Raw genomic sequence first — 17,493 nt, forward strand, 5'->3', positions numbered from 1 at the left:
ATGACGACCATGGTGAGCGAGTCGCCCGACGTACGCGTGGTGTCCGGGGCACCGGCTCCCCGGAGGCCCGAGCCCTCCGAGCCCGACGTCCGGCGGCATGAACTCGCGGACTTCCTGCGCAGCCGCCGTGAGCGGATCACCCCCGAGCAGGTCGGTCTGCCCCGCGGTCCGCGGCGGCGTACCCCCGGCCTGCGGCGTGAGGAGGTCGCCCAGCTCTCCGCGGTCGGCGTCACCTGGTACACCTGGCTGGAGCAGGCCCGCGACATCCAGGTCTCGCCCCAGGTCCTCGACGCACTCGCCCGCGCCCTGCTGCTCGACCGCACCGAGCGCGGCCATCTCTTCTCGCTCGCCGGGGCCGTCGACCCGTCGCCCGGCGCGGACTGCCCGAGCATCACCCCGGCGCTGCGCGAGATGCTGCGGCAGCTCGACCCCATTCCGGCCTGCATCCAGAACAGCCGGTACGACATCCTCGCGTACAACCGGACCTACGGGCGGCTGCTCTGCGACCTGGACGCCGTCGACCCCGACGACCGCAACTGCATGATCCTCTCCTACACCAACCCGCAGTGGCGCGCCGCCGTCGTCGATCTCCCCGAGATGAACCGGGTCATGGCCGCGAAGTTCCGCAGGTCGATGGCCGGACATCTGGCCGAGCCCGCGTGGAAGGCGCTCCTCGGCCGGCTGGAGGCGGTCTCACCGGAGTTCCGCGAGCTCTGGGCGCGGCACGAGGTGGTGGGTTCCGGCGGGCGGACCAAAATCTTCCGCAACGCCCATGTCGGACTGCTCCGCCTCGACCACACCGACCTGTGGCTCGGTCCCTCGTCCGGGCCCCGCATGGTGACGTACACCCCCGCCGACGACGAGACCGCGCAGCGGCTGCGGCGCCTTCAGGCCCTGGAGTTCGCCGATGCCTGATCGCCGACCGGGGCATCCGTCGGCGCCGCCAGCCGCTCGGCCGTCCGACGTGCCGTCTCCCGGGCCCAGTGCCCACTGGTCAGCGCCCCCACCAGCAGGACGCACACCCCGCACCCCGTGAGGACCCACCAGGCGGGCTTGCTCGCGTCCACGAACGCCGCCGCGTACGCGGCGCTCCGCGGGGACCCGGTACCGGCCACGCCGGCCGCCAGCACCGCACCGATCACGGCGACCCCGAGCGTTCCGCCGACCTGCCGACTGGTCGAGGCGACCGCCGCCGCCACACCGGCCTGCGAGCGGGGCATCCCGGAGACGGCCGTATTGGTGATCGGGGCGTTCACCATGCCGAAGCCCAGGCCGAACAGCACATAGCCGGTGAACAGCAGGACGTCGTCCGTCTCCGCGTCGAACGCGGCGAACAGCAGCCCGCACGCCGTCATGGTCACTCCCGCGACGAGCAGCGAAAGCCGTGGTCCCCGGCTGCCGACCAGCCGCCCGGACAGGGGTGCGCAGACAAAGGTCAGGGCCGCCATCGGGAGCATGTACAGACCGGCGTGCAGCGCGCTCAGACCGCGCACGTTCTGCAGATACAGCGTGTTGAGGAACAGGAACCCGCTCAGCGCGGCGAACGCGCAGACCGCTATGGCGGTGGCCCCGCTGAACGGGGCGCTGTGGAAGAACCGCAGATCGATCAGGGGCTCGGCGCGCCTGGGCTCGTACAGCAGGAGCCCGACGACCGCGAGGGCGGCGAGCGCGGCGAACGTCAGGATGCGCGGCGAGGCCCAGCCCGCCGAGGGCGCCTCGATGATCGCGTACGTCAGCGAACCGAGCAGCGCGATCACCAGCAGCTGCCCCACGGGGTCGGGGCGGCGCGGCTTCGGGGCGCGCGACTCGGGGACGTAGCGCCAGGTGAGCAGCAGCGCGACGAGACCGACCGGCAGATTGATCCAGAAGATCGACCGCCAGCCGACCGAATCCACCAGCAGGCCGCCGATCACCGGGCCCGCCGCCATGGAGATGCCGACGACACCGCCCCACACCCCGATGGCGCGGGCCCGCTCGCGCGGGTCGGTGAAGGTGTTGGTGATGATCGACATCGCGACGGGATTCAGCATCGAGCCGCCCACCGCCTGCACCATCCGGAACGCCACCAGCGACTCGAGGTTCGGCGCCAGGGAGCAGAGGACCGAGCCGAGGGTGAAGAGGACGAGCCCGATCTTGAAGATCTTCCGGCGCCCGATCCGGTCGGCGGTGGAGCCCGCGAGCATCAGCAGCGACGCGAGGACGAGGGTGTAGGCGTCGATCGTCCACTGCATGCCCGCCACGGTGGCGTGCAGTTCCTTCTGCATGGACGGCAGGGCGACATTGAGGACGGTGTTGTCGAGACTGACGATCAGCAGGCTCATACAGCAGATCGCCAGTACCAGCTGCCGTCGGTGGGGGCTCAGCTCGGGCATACATGGATAGTACGGTTAACTAACGAACTCTGCCGGCGAACCGCTCCGCGTCGTACGCGACAATGGAGCAATGACCACGCTCGCCCCCTCGCCCCCGCTGCTCCGGATCGGCCCGCACACGGTGCAGCCGCCGGTGGTGCTCGCGCCCATGGCCGGCATCACCAACGCCCCGTTCCGCACCCTGTGCCGGGAGTTCTCCGGAGGCAAGGGGCTGTTCGTCAGCGAGATGATCACCACGCGCGCGTTGGTCGAGCGCAACGAGAAGACCATGCAGCTCATCCACTTCGACGCGAGCGAGACCCCGCGCTCGATCCAGCTGTACGGCGTGGACCCGGTCACTGTCGGCAAGGCCGTCCGCATGATCGTCGACGAGAACCTCGCCGACCACATCGACCTGAACTTCGGCTGCCCGGTCCCCAAGGTGACGCGCAAGGGCGGCGGCTCGGCGCTCCCGTACAAGCGGCCCCTGCTGCGCGCGATCCTCAACCAGGCGGTCTCCAACGCGGGCGGACTGCCGGTCACCATCAAGATGCGCAAGGGCATCGACGACGACCACACCACCTACCTCGACGCGGGCCGGATCGCCGTGGAGGAGGGCGTCACGGCCGTCGCCCTGCACGGCAGGACGGCCGCGCAGCACTACGGCGGCACCGCCGACTGGGACGCCATCGCCCGGCTCAAGGAGCACGTCCCGGAGATCCCCGTCCTCGGCAACGGCGACATCTGGAGCGCGGACGACGCCCGTCGGATGATGCGCGAGACCGGCTGCGACGGAGTGGTCGTGGGGCGCGGCTGCCTGGGCCGCCCCTGGCTCTTCGGCGACCTCGTGAGCGCGTTCGAGGGTACGCGGACGCGGCGGGCGCCGGCTCTCCGCGAGGTCGCCGACGTCATGCTGCGGCACGCGACGCTGCTGGGGGAGTGGATCGGCGACGAGACCCGCGGCGTGATCGACTTCCGCAAGCATGTCGCCTGGTACCTCAAGGGCTTCTCGGTCGGCTCCGAGATGCGCAAGAAGCTGGCGATCACCTCGTCGCTGGACGAGCTGGGCGGACAGCTGCGGGAGCTGGACCTGGATCAGCCGTGGCCGGACGGCGCGGACGGGCCGCGCGGGCGCACCTCGGGCAACAACCGGGTCGTGCTGCCGGACGGCTGGCTGAAGGACCCGTACGACTGCGCGGGAGTGAGCGCGGACGCGGAGCTGGACACCTCGGGCGGCTGACGAGGTGTCGCCAAGGGCCCGACCGGGGCCCGGTCAGGTCCTTGGGCCTGTCCGGGCCCTTCGGGTTTTCCGGGCTCCTCACCGCCCCTCACGCCCCTCACGTCCCTTGAGGGGGCACGTGGCGCCAGAGGCACCGCGTGCCTCCCTCCTTGCGCCGCTCATCTGAGCGGAATATTCGGCCGGATTCAGCGGTATCGAGCCAAGCGGCGAGTCGAATGGGTCCGCATCGCGCGCGGTGCGTCGGATTCACTCACGCTGAGCTGCTTCGTGATGATCACTCGGTGACAGGTGGTCGCCGCACAGGCGTCCGGATGGTGACATTTGAGCGTCGATCGTAGAGTGATTCTCGCCACCCTGAGAGTCGGGTTGCTCAGATGAGCGCGAATTTGGGAGCTGCACTTCTCAAATGGTGGCACTCGGTGCCAAGCGGCTCCACTTTGATCGATCGATGCCACCCTTGCGCTGTGTGGTCAATGCGGGGATTTCCCGTTGCGCTGAGTGCTCATTCATTCAGGAAGTGAATGCAGTCCCTCGATCGAGGGACAGGTCCCGTCACTTTCGATCTGCTGGCGGACGGGTGGTTGAGGCCGCATGACGCGCAAGTGGACGTACCGGGGCACCTTCGATCTGGGTATGTTCCTCGCCGTCAGGGCAGCCACCGCGTCCTCGAGGAGTCGAGACCCGTGTCGGAAAACAAAGATTCCCACGTATCCACCCCGGATTCCCGGGACCCGCAGGGCCAGAAGTTCGTCTACGACTTCACCGAGGGCAACAAGGACCTGAAGGACCTGCTCGGCGGGAAGGGTGCCAACCTCGCCGAGATGACCAATCTCGGACTCCCCGTCCCTCCGGGCTTCACCATCACCACCGAGGCGTGCAAGGTCTACCTCGGCAGTGGTGAGGAGCCGACGGAGCTGCGAGCCGAGGTCAGTGCGCATCTCGAAGCCCTTGAGGCCCGAATGGGCAAGAAGCTCGGCCAGGCGGACGATCCGCTGCTGGTCTCGGTCCGCTCCGGCGCGAAATTCTCGATGCCCGGCATGATGGACACGGTTCTCAACATCGGCCTCTCCGACGAGTCCGTGGCCGGTCTCACCGCCCAGGCCGGTGACGAGCGGTTCGCCTGGGACTCCTACCGGCGTCTCATCCAGATGTTCGGCAAGACCGTCCTCGGCGTCGACGGCGACCGCTTCGAGGAGGCGCTGGAGGCGGCGAAGGAGGCCAAGGGCGTCACGGTCGACGTGGACCTCGACGCGGCCGACCTGAAGAAGCTGGTCAAGCAGTTCAAGAAGATCGTCTCGCGGGACGCCGGACGGGACTTCCCGCAGGACCCGCGCGAGCAGATGGACCTGGCCATAAAGGCCGTCTTCGACTCGTGGAACACCGACCGGGCCAAGCTCTACCGCCGCCAGGAGCGCATCCCCGGCGACCTCGGCACGGCCGTCAACATCTGCTCGATGGTCTTCGGCAACCTCGGCCCGGACTCCGGTACGGGTGTCGCGTTCACCCGTGACCCGGCCAGCGGCCACCAGGGCGTCTACGGCGACTACCTGCAGAACGCGCAGGGCGAGGACGTCGTCGCCGGTATCCGCAACACCGTGCCGCTCGCCGAGCTGGAGTCGATCGACAAGAAGTCGTACGACCAGCTGATGCAGATCATGGAGACCCTCGAAACGCACTACAAGGACCTGTGCGACATCGAGTTCACCATCGAGCGCGGCCGGCTCTGGATGCTCCAGACCCGGGTCGGCAAGCGCACCGCCGGTGCCGCCTTCCGGATCGCCACCCAGCTCGTCGACCAGGGGCTGATCGACGAGGCCGAGGCGCTCCAGCGGGTCAACGGGGCGCAGCTGGCGCAGCTGATGTTCCCGCGCTTCGACGACGAAGCCGCCACCGAGCTGCTGGGCCGGGGCATCGCCGCCTCGCCGGGCGCCGCGGTCGGCAAGGCCGTCTTCGACTCGTACACCGCGGTGAAGTGGTCCCGCTCCGGCGAGAAGGTCATTCTCATCCGCCGCGAGACCAACCCCGACGACCTCGACGGCATGATCGCGGCCGAGGGCATCCTGACCTCGCGCGGCGGCAAGACCTCGCATGCCGCCGTCGTCGCCCGCGGCATGGGCAAGACCTGTGTCTGCGGCGCCGAGGACCTGGAGGTCGACACCAAGCGCCGCCGGATGACGGTGGGCGGCCGGGTCATCGAGGAGGGCGACGTCGTCTCCATCGACGGCTCCACCGGCAAGGTGTACCTCGGTGAGGTCCCCGTCGTGCCGTCCCCGGTCGTCGAGTACTTCGAGGGCCGGATGCACGCGGGCGCCGACGACGCCGACGAGCTGGTCGCCGCCGTGCACCGGATCATGGCGTACGCGGACCGGGTGCGCCGGCTGCGGGTGCGGGCCAACGCCGACAACGCCGAGGACGCGCTGCGGGCCCGCCGCTTCGGCGCCCAGGGCATCGGCCTGTGCCGTACCGAGCACATGTTCCTCGGTGAGCGCCGCGAGATGGTCGAGAAGCTGATCCTCGCGGACACCGACGCCGAGCGCGAGGCTGCGCTGGAGGAGCTGCTGCCGCTCCAGAAGGCCGACTTCATCGAGCTGTTCGAGGCGATGGACGGACTGCCCGTCACGGTACGGCTGCTCGACCCGCCGCTGCACGAGTTCCTGCCCGACATCACCGAGCTCTCGGTACGTGTCGCACTCGCCGAGTCCCGTAAGGACGCCAACGAGAACGACCTGCGACTGCTCCAGGCCGTCCACAAGCTGCACGAGCAGAACCCGATGCTCGGTCTGCGCGGCGTCCGTCTCGGTCTCGTCATTCCCGGCCTGTTCGCCATGCAGGTCCGGGCGATCGCCGAGGCCGCGGCCGAGCGCAAGAACGCCAAGGGCGACCCGCGCGCCGAGATCATGATTCCGCTCGTCGGCACGGTCCAGGAGCTGGAGATCGTCCGCGAGGAGGCCGACCAGGTCATCGCCCAGGTCGAGGCCGCCACCGGCACCCGGCTGAAGCTGACCATCGGCACCATGATCGAGCTGCCGCGTGCCGCGCTGACCGCCGGTCAGATCGCCGAGGCCGCACAGTTCTTCTCGTTCGGCACCAACGACCTGACGCAGACGGTGTGGGGCTTCTCCCGTGACGACGTGGAGGCCTCGTTCTTCACCGCGTACCTGGAGAAGGGCATCTTCGGGGTGTCGCCGTTCGAGACGATCGACAAGGACGGCGTCGGCTCACTGGTCCGCAGCGCCGTCGCGGCCGGCCGGGCCACCCGCCCGGACCTGAAGCTCGGCGTCTGCGGCGAGCACGGCGGTGACCCGGAGTCGGTGCACTTCTTCCACGAGGTGGGCCTGGACTACGTGTCCTGCTCCCCGTTCCGCATCCCCGTCGCCCGCCTGGAGGCGGGCCGGGCGGCGGCGGACTCGACGGGCAGCGACAGCCGCTGACCCGGCGTCCGAAGGCTGTCCCCCAAGGCCCCGGGGCCGCCGAAGGCTCACTCGTACCCTCGCCGAGCCGACGGCGGCCCCGGAACCCTCGAAGACGGCGGCACCCTGTGCGGGGTGCCGCCGTCTCGTTTTGTTCTGGGGAAAAGCGTTGCTCGGCGTTGTGTCTTTTCTTCGCCCTCCCGTGCAGTTCAATACGCAATGTTCGTTCAATACGCAAAGACATGGGCCGGTATCGGACCGGGGTGCGGTCCATGGATCCCCATCCATGGACCGCACCCGGCTTACCCCCGCCGGGCACGGAGCCGCACCGTCGCCGACCGCCGCCGAACGAGCAAAACCCCCCACGGCCTTCACTCGCTCTTCCGGTGGCGCCGGATTCGCACCCGACGTCCTACAGCTTTTCGGGTGATGGCACCCGTGGGCGAGACGTTTCACCTCTGGCCGAAACCCCGTGGTGACGTGCTGTTATGGGTCGCATACCCTGGGGTGGGGGTAATTGCAGGTGCAACAGGTGGGGGTTCGGTGCTGCGTATCCACATGTCCGGGGTGGACCTTTCCAAGGTGCGGATGGCCACCCGGCCGGATGCGCTGTGGGAAACCATTCTGAGTTTCCATCGGCTGAGGGACCGGCGCGGTTCCAAGGTGTTCGGGGAATGGCGTAAGGAAACCCGGCCCCGGTTGGACGGTGAAGTACATCCGTTGGCCGCCGTGATTCCACCGCGCGGCTATTTCCCGGACTTTCTGACGCCTTCTCAGGAAACCGCCGAGCCGTACGGCCTCGACGCCGGAATGGAGGCGCTGCGCGACACCCCGACCCGGCGGATCCGCGCCGAACTCGCCCTCCTGAGTGCCGAACGGCGTGAGGCGGGCCGCGTCCCCCACCGGCGCGTCGGGTCGCTCGACCGGCTCATCGGCGCCCTGCGCAGCTACCACCGTGCCGCGATCGAACCGTACTGGCCGCACATCCAGGCCAGCATCGAGGCCGACCGTGCCCTGCGCGGTCGCGCACTCCTGGACGGCGGGGCGGAGGAACTGCTCGCCTCCCTCCCGCCCACGATCCGCTGGCGGGCCCCCGTGCTGGAGGCCGACTACCCCGTGGATCGCGAGCTCCACCTCGACGGCCGGGGGCTGCTGCTCCAGCCGTCCTTCTTCTGCCGGGTCACTCCGGTCGTCCTCCGCGACCCGCGGCTCCCACCGGTCCTGGTCTACCCGGTCACCCACTCGCGCGCCCCGGTCTTCGCGGAACCGGGGCCGTGGCTCGGCCGGCTCCTCGGCCATACCCGCTCCACGGTCCTGAGCGCCATCGGCAACGGCTGCACGACCAGCGAACTCGCCCGCCGCGCCGGAGTCTCCCTCGCCTCGGCGAGCCAGCACGCCTGCGTGCTGCGCGAGGCCGGCCTGATCCACACGCTGCGGCACGGCAGCTCGGTCCTGCATACGCTGACCCCGCTGGGCGGATCGCTGCTCCGGGGCGGCGCGCCGCTCGCCATGTCCTGAATCCGGGGGCGGAAAATTTCTTCGCCGGCATCGATGAGTTCCGTGCCGCCCCGTCGTCAACCTGTCGTCAATCGTTCGAACACCAGAGAGAACGGAACGGCCATGCCTCAGATGATCTTCGTGAACCTGCCGGTCAAGAACCTCGAGACGACCAAGGCCTTCTTCGGCAGGCTCGGCTTCTCGTGCAACCCGCAGTTCAGCGACGAGAACACCGCATGTCTCGTCATCAGCGACACCATCTTCGCCATGCTCCTCACCGAACCCCGCTTCAAGGAGTTCACCAAGAAGGAGGTCGCCGACTCCTCGAAGTCCACCGAGGTGATCCTCGCGCTGAGCGCGGAGAGCCGCGAGAAGGTGGACGAGTTGGTCGACACCGCCCTGGCCTCCGGAGGATCGCCCGCCAACGAGGCGATCGACTTCGGTCACATGTACGGCCGTTCCTTCCAGGACCCGGACCACCACATCTGGGAGGTCATGTGGATGGACCCCGCAGCCGTCGAGGGACAGCAGGCCTGAGAGCCTGTCGGGCGACCTTCGGTCGGAGAGTGGCCGGGTCTCAGGACCCGAGGCCCGGATATGTCACTCCCGTGAGCTGCTCGGACGCCACCCAGAGCCGCTCGCTCGCCACATCGTCGAGCGTCCAGCCCGCTCGCCACGACGGGGCGGGGGCACCGCGCCAGCCCAGCAGCCTCGGCCCGGTGAACGAGTCGGGGCGCACTCCGGGCGCGGTGGCCGCGTAGAGGGTGGGCAGCGCTCCGGACGACGCGGGCTGGGCGATGATCCGGTTGCCGAGCTCGAACACCTGTTCCGCCGTCTTGCGGCTCTCCATCCGGGCGCCCGCCGTCTGCAGATTGGTCGCCGCGTACCCGGGGTGCGCCGCAGCGGCCACCAGCCCGGAACCAGCCGCCGAAAGCCGCCGTGCCAGCTCGTGGACGAAGAGCAGATTGGCGGTCTTCGAGCGGCCGTAGGCGATCCAGCGGCGGTAGTTCCGCTCGCTGTTGAGGTCTCCGATGTCGATGTTGGACAGGGCGTGCATCCCGCTGGAGACGCTCACCACACGCGCCCCCGGGGTGTCGAGGAGCTTCGGCAGCAGCAGCCCGGTGAGGGCGAAGTGCCCGAGATGGTTGACGCCGAACTGCCTCTCGAAGCCGTCGGCCGTCCTCCCGTACGGCAGCGCCATCACGCCCGCGTTGTTGATCAGCAGATCGATCCGGCCGGGCGCGCGGACCGCGGCGAACTCGCGTACGGAATCCAGATCGGCCAGATCGAGCGGTACGAACTCCACGTCCGCGCCGGTCACGGCCGTCCGGATCCGGGACTCGGCCTCCTTGCCGCGCGTCTCGTCACGGCAGGCGAGCAGCACCCGCGCGCCGCACCGGGCCAGCTCCCGTGCCGTGATCAGCCCGATCCCGCTGTTGGCTCCGGTGACCACGGCGGTACGGCCGCTCTGGTCGGGGATGTCGCTCGCGTTCCAGCCCTGGCTCATGGACCCCAGCGTACGACCGGGGTGCGCGGGGGGAACGGGCCGGTCGGATCCCGAACGCGGGCCCTGTGGCGGCCACAGGGGGTCCGGAGGCCCGGCAACCTCAGAGTTGGCTCAACTTTCCCGCGATCCGGCCAAAGCGGTTGGACGGGGCACCTACCTCGTCCTTAGGGTCGCGATCATGCCCGACATAGCACTCACCACACTGGTTGTCCTCTGCCTCGCCGCAGCCGCGGCGGGCTGGATCGACGCGGTGGTCGGCGGCGGCGGACTGCTCCTGCTGCCCGCTCTGCTGCTGGGCCTGCCGCACGTCCCGGCCGCGCACGTCCTCGGCACGAACAAGGCGGTCGCGATCGTCGGTACGTCGGGCGCCGCCGTGACGTACGTGCGCAAGGCGCCGGTGCAGGTCGGGACGGCCCTGCGGATCGGGCTCGCGGCGCTGGCCGGATCGATGACCGGCGCGTTCTTCGCGGCCGGGATCAGCAGCGCGGTGCTGCGCCCCGTGATCATGGTGGTGCTGCTGGCGGTCGCGGCGTTCGTGATGCTGAGGCCCTCGTTCGGCACGGCGACGGACGAGGGGGTCCGGCGCGAGGTCACCCGGGCCCGTACCGTGACCGCGATCGTGCTGGTCGGCGGCGGCATCGGCCTTTACGACGGGCTGTTCGGCCCCGGTACCGGCACGTTTCTGGTGCTCGCGCTGACCGCGGTGCTCCATCTCGACCTGGTGACGGCCTCCGCCACCGCCAAGATCGTCAACGTGTGCACCAATGGCGGGGCGCTGGCGATGTTCGCCTACCAGGGCAGTGTGTTCTGGCAACTGGCCGCGCTGATGGCGGCGTTCAACCTGGCCGGCGCACTGATCGGGGCGCGGATGGCGCTCAGCAGGGGCAGCGGGTTCGTCCGCGGGGTCCTGCTGGTCGTGGTGTTCTCGCTGGTCGCGAAGCTGGCCTTCGACCAGTGGACGGCATGAGCGACCGGCCCCGGAAGGCAGGGGTCACCGCACCTCGGTGAGGTGCGCGTACGCCACCACATTGCCCTCGTAACCCGTCGTCTTCGAGAATCCGCCGCCGCAGGTGATCAGTCGCAGCGAGGCGTAGGGCGAGGCCCCGTACACGCGCTTGTCGGGGAAGTTACGGCTCTGGTAGACCTCGATCGCGTCGAGCGAGAAGACGGCGGTACGCCCGTCCTGGCGGACCACCTCGACCTTGCTGCCCTTCTGCAGGGCGCCCAGGTCGTAGAAGACCGATCGCCCCTGCGCGTTGTCGACATGACCGGCGACGATGGCGCTGCCCTTGGAGCCGGGCGGAGTGCCGTCCCCGTACCAGCCGACGACATTGCGGTTTCCGGCCGGCGGTACGTCGAGACTGCCGTCGCCACCGAGCCCCAGCCGCATCATCGGGGCGTCCACCCGGATGCTCGGGATGCGCAGGCGCACGGGCGTCGACGGCCCCAGCGGTTCGGCGACCGGGGACCCCGGCTGCGGCCCCGGGCCGCCGGCGAAGGCCTGCGCGGAGGTCGGCTGGGGCGGGATCACCTGGGCGTCGGCGCCGTGGCGGATCAGCCAGACACCGGCCAGGGCCGCGATGACCAGCAGCCAGCTCTCGGCCTTCTGGGACACGGTCGTCCTCCGGGTGACGGGTCGGAAACGGTACGGGTGCGGGAACGGTCCCGTCCCGGTGGCCGCGCGGCCACCGGGACGGATTCCAGGCGGTACGGAGACGTGAATCCGTCTCCGTCAGCCGGCTTCCTGCGTGCCGCTCGCCCGGCGACGCAGGAGCCAGGCTCCGCCGACGACGGTCGCGGCGAGTACGCCGGCGCCCGCCGTGATCTGGGAGGTGTCGGGCCGGACACTGCCGCCGACACCTGTTCTGACGCGCCCGCTGGGGGCGTTGGGCACGGACGAATCGCCCTGTCCGGACGAGTTGTCGCGGCCGGAGGAATTCCGTCCCGCGCTGTCGCGCCCGGTGTTGTCGCGCCCGGAGTTGTCCCGTCCGGACGACGAGTCGTTGCGCCCGGACGAACTGTCGTGTCCCGACGACGAGTTGTTGCGTCCCGACGAACTGTCGTGCCGGCCCGAGCCCCCGTCCTCGGACTGGTTGCGATCCCCGCTCCCACGCTCGTTCGAGCCCTCCCTGGAGGGGGTCCTGAGCCCGGAGAAGGCGTTGAGCCCGCCGGCGGAGTCGAGGAGCGAGGGGACGTTGAGGCCGAAGGGGGAGTTGAACCCGGATCCGGACGAGTTGTTCGCTCCGTCCCCGTCGCGGCCGTGCCCCTCCCGGTCGCTGTCGGCCCGCGGCGCGCCCGCCGAGCCGATCCGCAGAGTGCCGGTATCGGCGGCGTACGCGGGCGGCCCTGCGGAGAAGAAGAGGCCGAGCGTGGCTATGGTGACCGCGGAAGCGGCGATACCGGTCACTGGGCGAGCAGCACGCATGGGGGTTCCTCCGGCAACTGCGCGAGTAGGTGTGTCCTGACTCCGAGCTAACGGGCGGCCCGCCCTCCACGCCTGTTGACACCAAGTCAGCTTTCACCCGAACGGCCCGGCGCGGCATCCTTGCCAAGTGGTATGTGTGCAGGTCACAGCGGTGATCGAAGTGTGGATGACCGGTCCTTTACCGACCGGTGCCGATCGGGTGACGCCCTCCGGGAGGAAAGTGGCGCACATCACACGCATGACCTTGCGAGTGTCGGGCACACGTCTGACACCCCCCACGGGACGGTGCACCGGGCCGCTCCCGGCCACCGCCCTCACCGGACCCACCCCCCCTGGGTCCGGTGAGGGCGTTCCGCACCGGGAGTCCGGGGCGCCGCGTCCCGGGCCGGCGCGGCTGCGGACCGGCCCACGGCGGGCGGATGTGTGAGCCGTCAGGTGTCAGATCGTGTCCCACGGCGTGCCGTCGTAGGCCTGCCCGATCCGCTTCATCAGCTCCTCGTCCACCGTGAGCGCGATGTCGTCGATCCGCCGGACCGGCGCGATGCCCTGCGAGTTGATGAGGAACGCCGACCGGAACGCGCCGATCCCGTCCAGTGTCACCCGGCGACGCACGGACTCCAGCCCCGCACCCGGCAGCTCCTGTTCCAGCAGCGCCATGGTGATGCCGCGCAGGCAGGGAGCGTCCGGCCAGACGACCGAGGTGCCGTCCCAGAAACCGATGTTGGTGATCGCCCCCTCCGTCACCGCACCGTCCGGCGCGGTCAGCAGGGCCTCGTCGAAACCGGCTCGGGCGGCGAGCGTCGCGTAGTACGTCTGGCCGAACTCGCCGGGACGCTTGATGTGCGGCACGGTCCGGGCGTAGGGAACGGACATCAGATCGTGCGGTTCGGCGGACTTCCGGGCCGGCCCGCGCACCGTGACCATGACGGTGGTCTCCGCGTCGCCCGGCGGCAGGTAGCCGTACACCCGGGTCGAGGCGTCCCGTACCCCCGCACCGTCCAGTGCGTGCCGGATCAGCTCGCGCACGCGCTCCCCGTCCAGGGCGCGCTCGAACAGCTCCCGGTTGGCGGAGTCCAGCCGGGCCAGATGCAGGGCGAGGCCGCGCACCCTTCCGTCCCTGACCTGCATGGCCGTGAAATGGCCGTAGTTGAGGAAGGCGGGAATCCGCAGATCCGCCTCGGTGGCCGGGTGCCCGTTGAACTCCGCGTACGGGAAGGGTGCGGGAGAGGGAGTCGTCATGCGGTCCACGGTATGCCGCGGGGCGCGACGGCGGACGTCGATGGGCGCGGCTTGACCTCAACCATGGTTGACATACGAGCCTCTCCGCATGGACCTCACCACAGCACCCTCATCTGCGGCTTTCACCGCCTCCATCGCGCCCCTGAAGGTCGCGGTCATTCTCGCCAGCAATCGTGAAGGGCGGTTCGCCCCGGTCGTCTCCGACTGGTTCCTCTCGCACGCCATCCGTCGGCCCGGCATCGAGACCGACCTGATCGACGTCGCGGAGCTCGACCTCCCGATCGCCCTCTCCCACCGGCCCGACGCCGATGCGCGGGCGCGACTGGCCGCCGTGTCCTCCAGGTTGGCGGCGGCCGACGCCTACGTCGTCATCACCCCCGAGTACAACCACTCGTACCCGGCCCCGCTGAAGAACCTCATCGACTGGCACCACGCCGAGTGGCAGGCCAAGCCCGTGGCCTTCGTCTCGTACGGCGGAGTCTCCGGCGGTCTGCGCGCGGTCGAGCACCTGAGGCAGGTCTTCGCGGAACTGCACGGCGTCGGCATCCGCGAAACCGTTTCGTTCCACAACGCGGGCGCCCTGTTCGACGAGGAGGGCAGGCCCAAGGACCCCTCGGGCTGCGATGCGGCGGCCAGGACGCTGCTCGACCAGCTCGACTGGTGGGGACGCGCGCTGCGTGACGCCAAGGCCGTCCGTCCGTACGGCGTCTGACCGCCGGACACTGCGCCGCGCCGCTGTGCCCCCGACAATCGACGAGGGGTGCGAGGACACCCGTGACCGACAGGGAGGAGCCCGAAGGTGACGACGCCGGCATGGCTGACCGTACTGACCACGACGGACAGCGAGGAGAAGGCCCATGCGCTGGCGCAGGGCGCGGTGGAGGCCCGGCTCGCCGCCTGTGTACAGATCTCCGCGCCCGTCACCTCGGTCTACCGCTGGCAGAACGCCATCGAGACCACCGAGGAGTGGCAGCTGCTGCTCAAGACGACGGCGGAGCGGTACGACGAACTGGAGGCCCATCTCCTGGCGGCGCACGACTACGGGACACCGGAGGTCGTCGCGGTCCCGGTGGTACGGGGGAGCGCCCGCTACCTGGACTGGGTCTCCTCCGAGACCGCCCCGGACGCCCCTGTCTAGTGCTGTGGCCGGAAAGGTCTGCCGGGCGTCGTGAGCCGGTGAACCCTTCCGGCCACACCAGCTGGAGCGGACGGTCGGGCCGGGCCGTCCCCTACCGCTCGTCCGCGGCCAGGGCCTCGGCGATGCCGGGCTCCTTCGGGCCCAGGAAGTGCGGGTCGCGCTTGAACGTGGATTCCAGCACCGCCTTCCCCGCCGCGAACATCTCCCGTGTTCCGCCGTAGTACCAGGTCGCATCGTGTACGGCGTCGACGCCGACGCCGTACGCGTCGATCCCGGCGCTCCGGCACAGCGCGATCGCGCGCCGGATGTGGAACCCCTGGCTCACCAGTACGGCGCGGTCGACCCCGAAGATCTTCTTGGCGCGGACGCACGAGTCCCAGGTGTCGAACCCGGCGAAGTCGCTCACGATGCGCTTGTCCGGCACGCCGTGCGCCTTCAGATACGTACGCATGGCGTCGGGCTCGTCGTACTCCTTCCGGCTGTTGTCACCGGTCACGAGCACGACCTTCACCTTTCCGTCCCGGTACAGCTCGGCGGCGGTGCGCAGCCGGTTCGCCAGATACGGCGACGGCTTGCCCTGCCAGAGCCCGGCTCCGAACACCACGGCGACCTGCTGCGCGGGCGCGTCCGCGGTCGTCCTGACCCGGGCGTCGGCGACGGAGTGCAACCAGGTCGCAGGCGTCAGCGCCGCCACACAGGCGACCATCACCCCCTGCACGAGGCGCCGCTGCCCGCGCCGCGTCCGCGGCCACCGCGGCCGGAGCCGCCCGAGCCGTTCGAGCCGCGCCGCCCGTCCCGGCTGCTTCTCCTCCATGGGTGCCCCCTGCTCGTGACGTGTCGTCCCACATGATCGGACGACCGAAGAGGAGAAAGGGTTCTCCATCTCCCGGTTTCATTTGGACCGACCGGCGGATGGAGGGTGGGAGAAGGAGCGGGGTCCGGTGCGTGCGGCTGCAAGGCGGAGGAGGGAGTCGGATGGGGTCTCCCCTGCTCGAACGCAGCTGAGAGCTTGGGGAAGGAGCGTCGGTGACTGACGACAACGCCGCGGATGTGCGTGCCGGCCCCCGCGACGCCGCCCTCCATTCGCCGGTCGGTCTTGGTTCGTTACGGCCTGGTGCACGACAGTTCCCGCCGGCCGCCCGGCGCGCATCCGCCTGAGCCGCGCTGTCGGCCGGGACGTTTAGTGTCGGACCCATGGACGGCATCGACGGCATCGACGGCATGGACGGCACGCAGGAAACACAAGGCGCAGACGACACACAGCGCACACAGGACATGGACTGCGCGCACGGCACACAGTGCGCGCACGGCACACAGGACCACGGCTCGGCCCCCTACCGCGCGGCCGACGCCGAACGCTGGGACACCGAGCCGGACAAGCGGCCCGGCCGTACCGCGTTCCAGCGCGACCGCGCGCGTGTGCTGCACTCCGCCGCACTGCGCCGGCTCGCGGGCAAGACCCAGGTCGTCACCCCCGGTACCCGCGGCCACGCCTGGGACGCCAGCCCGCGGACCCGGCTCACCCACTCCCTGGAATGCGCCCAGGTCGGCCGCGAACTCGGGGCGGCGCTCGGCTGCGACCCCGATCTGGTCGAGACGGCCTGTCTGGCCCACGACCTCGGCCACCCGCCGTTCGGACACAACGGGGAGCAGGCGCTCAACGACTTCGCGTCGGACTGCGGGGGCTTCGAGGGCAACGCGCAGTCGTTGCGCCTGCTGACCCGGCTCGAACCGAAGCGCTTCGTCCCCGACACCCGGACCGGTGAGCTGGTCAGCGTCGGGCTCAATCTGACCCGTGCCGCCCTGGACGCCGCCACCAAGTACCCGTGGCCGCGCGGCGGTCACCCCTTCGAACCGGACTCCCCGAAATTCGGGGTGTACGAGGACGACCTGCCCGTCTTCGCGTGGGCCCGCAGGGGCGCCCCGAAGGACCGCAAGTGCTTCGAGGCGCAGGTCATGGACTGGTCCGACGACGTCGCGTACTCGGTGCACGACTTCGAGGACGGGCTGCACGCCGGGCACATCGATCCCAACTGCCTCTACTCCGAGCCCGAGCGGAACGCGATCTGGGCGGTCGCCATCGGACGCTACGTCCCGGCGGACACCGATCCCGAGGAGCTGGCCGACGCCCTCGACCGGCTCATCGGCCAGGAGTGGTGGCCGGACAACTACGACGGTTCGGCCGTCGCCCAGGCCCGGCTGAAGGACGCGACGAGCCAGCTGATCGGCCGGTTCTGCCTGGCGGCCGAGAGCGGCACGCGGCAGGCTCACGGGACGGGCCGGCTCGGCCGGTACGCGGCGGAGCTCGTCGTGCCCCGCGAGGCACGCAACGAATGCGCCGTGCTCAAGGCGGTCGCCGACCGCTACGTCATGCAGCGCGCCGAGCAGGAGGCCATCCGCGCCGATCAGCGGATCGTCATCGCGGAACTGGCCGCCGCGCTGACCGCACGCGCCCCGGAGGGACTGGAACCGCAGTTCAGGGCGCTGTTCGACGCCGCCGCGGACGACCGGGCCCGCAAGCGGGTCCTCGTCGACCAGATCGCCGCCCTGACCGACGCCTCGGCACGCTCCCTGCACGCCTCGCTCACCGGACCCCGCCGCTGACCGGCCGAAGCCCCGCCCCCCGGCGGACGGCCCGGCCCCGCCGTCACCGTCGGTCGTCACCGCGCCCGGGGCACCCGGTGCG

General features: G+C 70.3%; 15 protein-coding genes. 9 read left to right on the forward strand and 6 right to left on the reverse strand.

Features of this window, described 5'->3' with window-relative positions:
- Positions 1-915 carry a helix-turn-helix transcriptional regulator gene (locus ACIQCZ_RS09425; protein WP_402280971.1) on the forward strand — a complete coding sequence of 305 codons (915 nt, stop codon included), beginning with the start codon at positions 1-3 and terminating at the stop codon, positions 913-915.
- Here the strand turns inward: ACIQCZ_RS09425 and ACIQCZ_RS09430 are convergent.
- Positions 888-2,372, reverse strand: coding sequence for an MFS transporter (locus ACIQCZ_RS09430; protein ID WP_402280972.1), 1,485 nt, complete (start codon positions 2,370-2,372; stop codon positions 888-890). The genes ACIQCZ_RS09425 and ACIQCZ_RS09430 overlap by 28 nt on opposite strands.
- 70 nt (positions 2,373-2,442) lie before the next feature.
- Here ACIQCZ_RS09430 and dusB point away from each other — a divergent pair, with 70 nt between their 5' ends.
- From dusB to ACIQCZ_RS09450, 4 genes are all read left to right on the forward strand, one after another.
- Entirely contained in the window at positions 2,443-3,591 is a 1,149-nt protein-coding gene (gene dusB, locus ACIQCZ_RS09435) for a tRNA dihydrouridine synthase DusB (protein WP_376210831.1), read from the forward strand.
- 683 nt (positions 3,592-4,274) lie between these two features.
- On the forward strand, positions 4,275-7,022 hold the full coding sequence (gene ppdK / locus ACIQCZ_RS09440) for a pyruvate, phosphate dikinase (protein ID WP_402280974.1): 2,748 nt from the start codon (positions 4,275-4,277) through the stop codon (positions 7,020-7,022).
- A gap of 522 nt (positions 7,023-7,544) precedes the next feature.
- Positions 7,545-8,519, forward strand: a complete 975-nt coding sequence (locus tag ACIQCZ_RS09445; protein WP_402280976.1) for an ArsR/SmtB family transcription factor — start codon at positions 7,545-7,547, stop codon at positions 8,517-8,519.
- Positions 8,520-8,621: 102 nt separating this feature from the next.
- A complete protein-coding gene (locus tag ACIQCZ_RS09450; protein WP_402280978.1) occupies positions 8,622-9,035 on the forward strand; it encodes a VOC family protein in 414 nt (137 codons plus the stop codon).
- A gap of 40 nt (positions 9,036-9,075) precedes the next feature.
- Here the strand turns inward: ACIQCZ_RS09450 and ACIQCZ_RS09455 are convergent, their stop codons facing one another.
- Positions 9,076-10,005, reverse strand: coding sequence for an oxidoreductase (locus ACIQCZ_RS09455; RefSeq protein ID WP_402280980.1), 930 nt, complete (start codon positions 10,003-10,005; stop codon positions 9,076-9,078).
- A 178-nt stretch (positions 10,006-10,183) separates the two neighbouring features.
- On the opposite strand from ACIQCZ_RS09455, the gene ACIQCZ_RS09460 reads away from it, so the two are divergent.
- Complete coding sequence (locus tag ACIQCZ_RS09460; protein WP_402280982.1) at positions 10,184-10,972, forward strand: sulfite exporter TauE/SafE family protein; 789 nt, start codon at positions 10,184-10,186, stop codon at positions 10,970-10,972.
- Between the two features lie 24 nt (positions 10,973-10,996).
- Here ACIQCZ_RS09460 and ACIQCZ_RS09465 read toward each other — a convergent pair whose 3' ends face one another.
- The 3 genes from ACIQCZ_RS09465 to ACIQCZ_RS09475 all read right to left on the reverse strand — a co-directional run bounded on the left by ACIQCZ_RS09465 (position 10,997) and on the right by ACIQCZ_RS09475 (position 13,669).
- Complete coding sequence (locus ACIQCZ_RS09465) at positions 10,997-11,620, reverse strand: class F sortase (protein WP_402280984.1); 624 nt, start codon at positions 11,618-11,620, stop codon at positions 10,997-10,999.
- A 117-nt stretch (positions 11,621-11,737) separates the two neighbouring features.
- Entirely contained in the window at positions 11,738-12,430 is a 693-nt protein-coding gene (locus ACIQCZ_RS09470; RefSeq protein WP_402280986.1) for a hypothetical protein, read from the reverse strand.
- 438 nt (positions 12,431-12,868) lie between these two features.
- A complete protein-coding gene (locus ACIQCZ_RS09475; protein WP_402280988.1) occupies positions 12,869-13,669 on the reverse strand; it encodes an aminotransferase class IV family protein in 801 nt (266 codons plus the stop codon).
- Between the two features lie 88 nt (positions 13,670-13,757).
- Here ACIQCZ_RS09475 and ACIQCZ_RS09480 point away from each other — a divergent pair, with 88 nt between their 5' ends.
- Entirely contained in the window at positions 13,758-14,381 is a 624-nt protein-coding gene (locus ACIQCZ_RS09480; RefSeq protein WP_402280989.1) for an NADPH-dependent FMN reductase, read from the forward strand.
- Positions 14,382-14,468: 87 nt separating this feature from the next.
- Positions 14,469-14,807, forward strand: a complete 339-nt coding sequence (cutA, locus tag ACIQCZ_RS09485; RefSeq protein ID WP_402280991.1) for a divalent-cation tolerance protein CutA — start codon at positions 14,469-14,471, stop codon at positions 14,805-14,807.
- A 91-nt stretch (positions 14,808-14,898) separates the two neighbouring features.
- Here cutA and ACIQCZ_RS09490 read toward each other — a convergent pair whose 3' ends face one another.
- Positions 14,899-15,621, reverse strand: coding sequence for a vancomycin high temperature exclusion protein (locus tag ACIQCZ_RS09490; RefSeq protein ID WP_402280993.1), 723 nt, complete (start codon positions 15,619-15,621; stop codon positions 14,899-14,901).
- Positions 15,622-16,082: 461 nt separating this feature from the next.
- Here ACIQCZ_RS09490 and ACIQCZ_RS09495 point away from each other — a divergent pair, with 461 nt between their 5' ends.
- Entirely contained in the window at positions 16,083-17,411 is a 1,329-nt protein-coding gene (locus ACIQCZ_RS09495) for a deoxyguanosinetriphosphate triphosphohydrolase (protein ID WP_402281270.1), read from the forward strand.
- The last annotated feature ends 82 nt before the right edge of the window (positions 17,412-17,493 follow it).

This window comes from Streptomyces sp. NPDC093149 (assembly GCF_044754145.1).
Lineage (GTDB): Bacteria > Actinomycetota > Actinomycetes > Streptomycetales > Streptomycetaceae > Streptomyces.